Origin of the sequence: Actinomadura sp. HBU206391, from assembly GCF_014323665.1 — a bacterium.
GTDB lineage: Bacteria > Actinomycetota > Actinomycetes > Streptosporangiales > Streptosporangiaceae > Actinomadura_C.
In genome coordinates this window covers 1-7233 of record NZ_JABVEB010000260.1, presented here as the reverse complement: position 1 = coordinate 7233, position 7233 = coordinate 1, and the positions used below count along the sequence as shown (strand labels likewise).

The window sequence follows — 7233 nt, the reverse complement described above, 5'->3', positions numbered from 1 at the left end:
AAGAGGACGTTCCAGTTCATGGTGCTCCTAGGACCGGCGCCGGTGAGCCCGAGAGGGGCTCACCGGCGCGGTGGTCGGATTCGCTGGATCAGGCGCAGCCCTCGGCCGGCGGCGCCGTGGCCTCGAACGTCAGGTTCGTCTTGCCGTACCACTTCTGCCAGAGCTGCTGCGCGGTGCCGTCCTGGTACATGGCGGCGATGGCCTTGTTGATCGCCTCGCAGCCCTTGGTGTCGCCCTTCTTCAGGCCGACGCCGTACTTCTCGTCGGTGAACGCGGCGTTGGCGACCTTGAAGCTCGTGCCCTCCCGCGCGATGTAGCCGGCGAGGATGGTGGCGTCGGTCGAGATCGCGTCGATCGACTTGCCCTTGAGCTTGGTCATGCACTCGTCGTAACCCTGCGCGGGGACGAGTTCGGCGGCCACCTTGAGGTTCAGCTTGTTGGTGCCGTCGGTGATGTTCTTCCAGGAGTTGGAGCCCGACACCTGGCAGACCTTCTTGCCCTTGAGCGACGCGAGGTCCTTGATGGAGTTGTCGTCCGCGCGGATCATGACGTCCTGGTGGGTGACGACCCACGGGCCGGCGAAGGTCACCTTGGGCTTGCGCGCCTCGGTGATCGAGTACGACGCGATGATTATGTCCACCGTGCCGTTCTGCAGGAACGTCTCACGGTTGGCCGAGCGGGCCTCCTTGAACTCGACGTTCTTCTCTTCGACACCGAGCTTCTTGGCGACGTACTTCGCGACGTCGACGTCGATGCCCTCGACGCCGCTGGTGGTCTTCAGGCCAAGCCCCGGCTGGTCGTATTTCACCCCGATGATCAGCTTGTCCTTGTCGGCGACCGATGACGCCTTCTTCTCACTACAGCCCGTCAGCGCCATGCCTACTGCGGCGACTCCGGCAAGTGCCAGACCGATTCGACGTACTCGCATGCTCTCTTACCTCTGCTTTTTCTGCGGGAACCGCGTCCCCCGCGGCTCAGTGGGTGAGGATCTTGGAAAGGAAGTCCTTGGCGCGCTCGGAGCGCGCGTTCGTGAAGAACTCGTCCGGGGTGTTCTCCTCGACGATCTGACCCTCCGCCATGAAGATCACCTTGTTGGCCGCCCTGCGCGCGAAACCCATCTCATGGGTCACGACGATCATGGTCATGCCATCACCGGCGAGGCTGGTCATCACGTCCAGCACTTCCTTGACCATCTCCGGGTCAAGCGCCGACGTGGGCTCGTCGAACAGCATCACCTTGGGTCGCATCGCCAGTGCGCGCGCGATCGCCGCCCGCTGCTGCTGCCCGCCCGAAAGCTGTGCCGGGTACTTCTGCGCCTGATCGGCTATCCCGACCCGGTCGAGCAGTGCGAGGGCCTCCTTGTCCGCCTCCGCCTTCGCCACCTTCCGGACCTTGATCGGCCCCAGGGTGACGTTCTGCAGAATCGTCTTGTGGGCGAAGAGGTTGAACGACTGGAACACCATGCCGACGTCGGCCCGGTGCCGGGCGAGTTGCTTGCCCTCGGCCGGGAGCGCCTCCCCGTCGACGAGGATGGTGCCGTCGTTGATCGGTTCCAGCCGGTTGATCGACCGGCAGAGTGTGGATTTGCCGCCGCCCGAGGGTCCGATCACGACCACGACCTCACCACGATGAACGGTCAGGTCGATGTCCTTGAGGACATGCAGGTCGCCGAAGTACTTGTTAACCTTCTCGAGCACGACGAGGGGGCCGTCGCCCGAGGGCGTGTCAATGGCCACTTTGCCGCTGTCCGTCATGAGCTGGAACTTTACGTCATGCTGACTGCCGGGCGATTATCTGACGGGTACCGATCCGATCACGGATATGTGTCCCGAGACGGCTCCGGCCGGCTCGGCGCGCGCCATTGCGCGGTGCCGGCACCCGATCCCGCACTCGTTCGCACGCCGACTCCGCGCGGCGCGTACGCTTGTGCGTTGTCATGAGTGATTCACCGACTCCTCTCACCGCGAAACGCGAGATCTCCGTACCGGGCTCGGCGCCGGTGGCGGACGGCGTGAACGCGCACCCTCGGACGTACGAGGTCCGCACGTACGGCTGTCAGATGAACGTCCACGACTCGGAACGGCTGTCCGGGCTCCTGGAGGCCGCCGGATATGTGAAGAACGACGCCGGGGACCCCGACGTCGTGGTCTTCAACACCTGCGCGGTCCGCGAGAACGCCGACAACCGGCTCTACGGCAACCTCGGCCACCTGCGGCCGGTCAAGGCCGGCCACCCCGGCATGCAGATCGCCGTCGGCGGGTGCCTGGCGCAGAAGGACCGGGACACGATCGTCTCGCGGGCGCCCTGGGTCGACGTGGTCTTCGGCACTCACAACATCGGGTCGCTGCCGGTGCTGCTGGAGCGCGCGCGGATCCGCGAGGAGGCGCAGGTCGAGATCGAGGAGTCCCTGTCGGTCTTCCCCTCGACGCTGCCGACCCGCCGCGAGTCGCCGTACGCCGCCTGGGTGTCGATCTCGGTGGGGTGCAACAACACCTGCACCTTCTGCATCGTGCCGGCGCTGCGCGGCAAGGAGAAGGACCGCCGTCCCGGCGAGATCCTGCAGGAGGTCGAGGCGCTCGTCGCCGAGGGCGTCCTGGAGATCACGCTGCTCGGCCAGAACGTCAATGCCTACGGCAGCGAGTTCGGCGACCGCGCGGCGTTCGCCAAGCTGTTGCGCGCCTGCGGGCAGGTCTCCGGCCTGGAGCGGGTGCGGTTCACCTCGCCGCATCCGCGGGACTTCACCGACGACGTCATCGCCGCGATGGCCGAGACCCCGAACGTCATGCCGTCGCTGCACATGCCCCTGCAGTCCGGCTCGGACACCGTGCTCAAGGCGATGCGCCGGTCCTACCGGCAGGAGCGCTATCTCGGCATCATCTCGCGGGTACGCGAGGCCATCCCGGACGCCGCGATCACCACCGACATCATCGTAGGCTTCCCCGGTGAGACCGAGGCCGACTTCGAGCAGACCCTCCATGTCGTGCGCGAGGCGCGGTTCTCCGGCGCGTTCACCTTCCAGTACTCCAAGCGGCCGGGAACCCCGGCCGCGACGATGGACGGGCAGGTGCCCAAGCAGGTCGTGCAGGAGCGCTACGAGAGGCTCGTTGCCCTGCAGGAGGAGATCTCCTGGGCGGAGAACCGGGCGCAGGTCGGCCGCAGGCTCGACGTGCTGGTCGCCGAGGGCGAGGGCCGCAAGGACGAGGCGAGGCAGCGGATGTCCGGCCGCGCCCCGGACAACCGGCTGGTGCACTTCGGGCTGGGCGCCGAGGCCGAGAGCCCGCGCCCCGGCGACATCGTCACGGTGGACGTGACCTACGCGGCGCCGCATCACCTGGTGGCGGACGGCCCGGTGCGGGCGGTGCGCCGGACACGGGCCGGCGACGCCTGGGCGGCCCGCCAGGGCCGGCCGGAGGGCGGGTCCGGAGTGTCGCTGGGCATGCCGACCATCGGACGGCCGACGCCCGCCCCCGCGGCCTCCGGTTGCTCCGCCGGGCGCTGATCCGCACGGGCGCGGAATGCTGATCGGCGCTGCGGTGTGCCCTCATCCGCCGGTGCTCGTCCCCGAGGTGGCGAGCGGGGCGGCCGTCGAGCTCGACGAACTGCGCGCCGCCTGTGACGAGGCCGTACGCCGGCTCGTCCCTGGCGGCGGGCTCGACCTGCTCGTCGTGGTCGGCGGGGACGCCGAGACACGAGGGCACGGCGGCGGCGCCGCGGGCAGCCTGCGGCGTTACGGGCTGGAGCTGACGATCGGTGCGGGGCCACCGCTGCTTCCGCTGTCGTTGACGATCGGCCGCTGGCTGCTCACCAGGGCGGGGATCCTCCCCTCCGATGACGCCGCGGACCCTGCCCGCACGCCGGCCGGAGCGGCGGCCAGAGCGGAGGTGGGGGCGGTGCGATTTCAGGCGGTGGCGTCGGACGCCGAGTCGGCGGAGTGCCTGGCCCTCGGGCGACGGCTGGCGGAGTCGGCCGAGCGGGTCGCGCTGCTGGTGATGGGGGACGGCACGGCGTGCCGAACCGAGAAGGCGCCGGGTTATCTGGACGTGCGGGCCGAGGCCTACGACGCCGATGTGGCCCGCGCGTTCGGGTCTGCCGAGGCCGCCGTGCTCGCCCGCCTCGATCCGGGGGCGGCGCGAGAGCTTCGCGTGGCGGGGCGGGCGGCGTGGCAGGTCCTCGCCGGCGCGGCAGGCGGCGGCGAATTCGCCGCCGAGCTGCTGGCCGCGGAGGCGCCGTACGGCGTCGGGTATCTCGCGGCGAGCTGGCGCAGGTGTCAGGCCGGCCTCCCGCCGGGCTGATCGCCCTGATCGTCGGTCATGTCCTTGATCTTCTCTACTCTGTCAACGATCGACATTTCCGCCCCCGAATCACGTCGCCACGGAGGGGCCGGTCTGTGGTCATCGGCAGTTGTTGGCATCTATACCTATTTTTCGGCTGTCCTTATTCAACTTCCGGCTGCATCCGCCGTGCCCGACACCGTCGGCCGAGGGACCACAATGAGTGTCGTGACCCGTACGAACGTGATCGCGGTGGTGGGGCCGACCGCCGCAGGAAAATCCGATCTCGCGGTGGAGCTGGCGCTGCGAACCCCCGGTGAGGCGGTCAACGCCGACTCGATGCAGCTCTACCGCGGCATGGACATCGGCACCGCGAAGCTCGCGCCGCAGGAGCGCCGTGAGGTCCCCCACCACCTGCTCGACATCTGGGACGTCACCGAGACCGCGAGCGTGGCCGAGTACCAGCGGCTCAGCCGGAAGGTCATCGGCGAGATCCACGGTCGTGGCCGCATGCCGGTGCTCGTCGGCGGCTCTGGACTGTACGTGCGGGCGGCGCTCGACGACCTGGAGTTCCCCGGCACCGATCCGGCCGTGCGCGCCAGGCTGGAGCAGGAACTGGCCGAGCGCGGCCCCGAGGCCATGTACGAGCGGCTGCGCGAGCTCGATCCCCCGGCGGCCGCGGCCATCCTGCCGAGCAACGGGCGCCGCGTCGTCCGGGCGCTCGAGGTGATCGAGATCTCCGGGCGTCCGTTCACCGCCACCCTGCCGGCGTACCGCTATCTGTACGACGCCGTGCAGATAGGGCTCACCGTTCCGCGTCCCGAACTCGACGAGCGCATAGCCGTACGGGTCGAGCGCATGTGGTCGGCGGGCCTCGTCGCGGAGGTCGCGGCGCTCGAGGAGGCGGGCCTGCGTGACGGCCTGACCGCCAGCCGCGCGCTCGGCTACGCGCAGGTGCTGCGATTCCTCACCGGGGAGTGGACCGAGGAGCAGGCCAAGGACGCGACGATCCGGGCCACCCGGCGGTTCGCCCGCCGGCAGGAGTCGTGGTTTCGCCGCGATCCCCGGGTGCGCTGGCTCCCCTACGACGCCCCCGACCTCGCCGCGCGGGCATTGGAACTGGTGGCGCGGGGCTCCCGGACGTGACAGCGCCGCGAAGGTGCCGGGCCACGGTGACGCCTTCCGGCTCGTACGATCGGAGCATGCGGTTCATCAAGGGGCACGGCACCCAGAACGACTTCGTCATCCTGCCCGACCACGAGGGATCTCTCGATCTTTCACCGTCGCTGGTCGCGGCCCTCTGCGATCGCCGGGCCGGGGTCGGCGCCGACGGCGTGCTGCGGGTCGTCCGCACCAAGGCGGCCGGCGACCTGGCGATCGATGACGCGTTCGGTGACGCCGAGTGGTTCATGGACTACCGCAACGCCGACGGCGGCGTGGGCGAGATGTGCGGCAACGGCATCCGGGTGTTCGCGCGCTATCTGGTCGACGCGGGCCTGGCCGCACCTGGGGAGTGGGACATCGCGACCCGTGCCGGGCTCAAGAGGGTCACGCTCGGCGCGTCGGGTGACGTGAGCGTCGACATGGGCGCCCCTGAGGTGCTGGGAGACGGATCCGCCGTCGTGGCCGGGCGCACCTACGACGGCCTGCGGGTGTCGATGGGCAACCCGCATCTGGCCTGCGTGGTGCCCGACGGGCCGGTGACCGGCCTCGATCTGACCTGTGCGCCTCGGTTCGACACGGCGCTGTTTCCCGACGGGGTCAACGTGGAGCTCTACCAGGCTCTCGGCGAGCGGCACGTCGAAATGCGGGTCTACGAGCGCGGCTCCGGCGAGACCCGATCCTGCGGCACCGGGGCGGTCGCGACGGCGGTCGCCGCGGCGAGCCGGGGATCGGCTGCCGGGACCCCCGTGCCGGGGGAGTGGACCGTCGACGTTCTCGGCGGCCGGCTGACGGTGACACTCGACGAGGAGACCAGTCACCTGCGCGGTCCGGCCGTCCTCGTCGCCGAGGGCGAGATCCGGCCCGACTGGCAGGGGCCCCGGGTCTGAACGCGGGGAGCACCGTCCTCGTGGAGCCCGCCGATCGTGGGCATCCGGTCGGGCGCCGGGTGACGCTTCCGATGGCTCACGCCTAAGATCCTTAGAACCAGAATCTGATTCTAGGACGGTGTGCATGGCTGACACGCGAGCGCTCGCCGCGGCGGTGAAGGACCAGATCGGCGGTCTCGGCGGCGCCTTCATGATTTCCAGGGAGGCGAAGGCGTACGGCCAGGCGGTCGGGTTGGCGGCCTGGACCCCGTACATGAGGGGCCGGTGCGGCGTGCTCGGCGAGGTCGACGCCGACGTCGTGGCCTCGGCGGTCGGCTTCTTCCCGCCCGGCGTCGTGCGGGCCGCATGGGAGGCGGGCGCGAGCCTACCCGCCGACGAGGCGGCCCGCCGTTACGCCGAGGTCTGCGACGCGTTCGGCCGCCGCAAGCTGGCCGGGCTGCCGGACGCCGAGGCCGGTCGGCTGGCCGGCCTCCTCGAGGCGGTCGTGGACGAGGCCGAGGTCATCGGGGCGCCGTTGTTCGCCGGCTGGCGGGCCCTGCCGCCCCCTGCGGACTCCCTGGCCAGGGTGCTCCGGTTCGCGCACGTGCTGCGTGAGCTGCGCGGCGGGATGCATCTCGTCGCGGTGCTGTCGTGCGGGCTGACGCCGCTGGAGGCCGTCCTCACGGGCGCTTCCATCCTCATTCCGAGCGGCGACGGCAACGCTCGGTACTTCGGCTGGCCGGAGCCCTATGCCGAGCCGGCGGGCGACGTGCGCAAGCGCCGCGCCGACGCCGAGGAGCTGACCGACACCCTGGTCGCGCCCGCGTTCGGGAAGCTGAGCGAGGCCGAGACCGATGACCTCGTCGCGCTGCTCGGCAAGGCCGCCAAGGTCGCCTTCGGCTGACCGTGGTGGGCGGGGCGGCCCGGCGCGG

The 7233-nt window shown here is 70.3% G+C and carries 7 protein-coding genes; 5 read left to right on the top strand and 2 right to left on the bottom strand.

From position 1 onward, the window contains the following. Window positions 1–88 precede the first annotated feature (88 nt). Window positions 89–928: a glutamate ABC transporter substrate-binding protein gene (locus tag HKK72_RS33430; RefSeq protein ID WP_187238420.1), complete on the bottom strand. Its 840-nt coding sequence runs from the start codon at window positions 926–928 to the stop codon at window positions 89–91. Window positions 929–974: 46 nt separating this feature from the next. Next, window positions 975–1754, bottom strand: coding sequence for an amino acid ABC transporter ATP-binding protein (locus HKK72_RS33425; protein WP_187238419.1), 780 nt, complete (start codon window positions 1752–1754; stop codon window positions 975–977). Window positions 1755–1936: 182 nt separating this feature from the next. Here HKK72_RS33425 and miaB point away from each other — a divergent pair, with 182 nt between their 5' ends. The 5 genes from miaB (at window position 1937) to HKK72_RS33400 (ending at window position 7205) form a co-directional block, all read left to right on the top strand. Continuing rightward, a complete protein-coding gene (gene miaB / locus HKK72_RS33420) occupies window positions 1937–3499 on the top strand; it encodes a tRNA (N6-isopentenyl adenosine(37)-C2)-methylthiotransferase MiaB (RefSeq protein WP_187238418.1) in 1563 nt (520 codons plus the stop codon). Window positions 3500–3515: 16 nt separating this feature from the next. Beyond that, window positions 3516–4292 carry a hypothetical protein gene (locus HKK72_RS33415; protein ID WP_187238417.1) on the top strand — a complete coding sequence of 259 codons (777 nt, stop codon included), beginning with the start codon at window positions 3516–3518 and terminating at the stop codon, window positions 4290–4292. A gap of 198 nt (window positions 4293–4490) precedes the next feature. Further along, a complete protein-coding gene (miaA, locus tag HKK72_RS33410) occupies window positions 4491–5417 on the top strand; it encodes a tRNA (adenosine(37)-N6)-dimethylallyltransferase MiaA (protein WP_187238416.1) in 927 nt (308 codons plus the stop codon). 56 nt (window positions 5418–5473) lie between these two features. Beyond that, a complete protein-coding gene (dapF, locus tag HKK72_RS33405) occupies window positions 5474–6322 on the top strand; it encodes a diaminopimelate epimerase (protein ID WP_187238415.1) in 849 nt (282 codons plus the stop codon). Window positions 6323–6446: 124 nt separating this feature from the next. Next, window positions 6447–7205 carry an SCO6745 family protein gene (locus HKK72_RS33400; RefSeq protein WP_261987447.1) on the top strand — a complete coding sequence of 253 codons (759 nt, stop codon included), beginning with the start codon at window positions 6447–6449 and terminating at the stop codon, window positions 7203–7205. The last annotated feature ends 28 nt before the right edge of the window (window positions 7206–7233 follow it).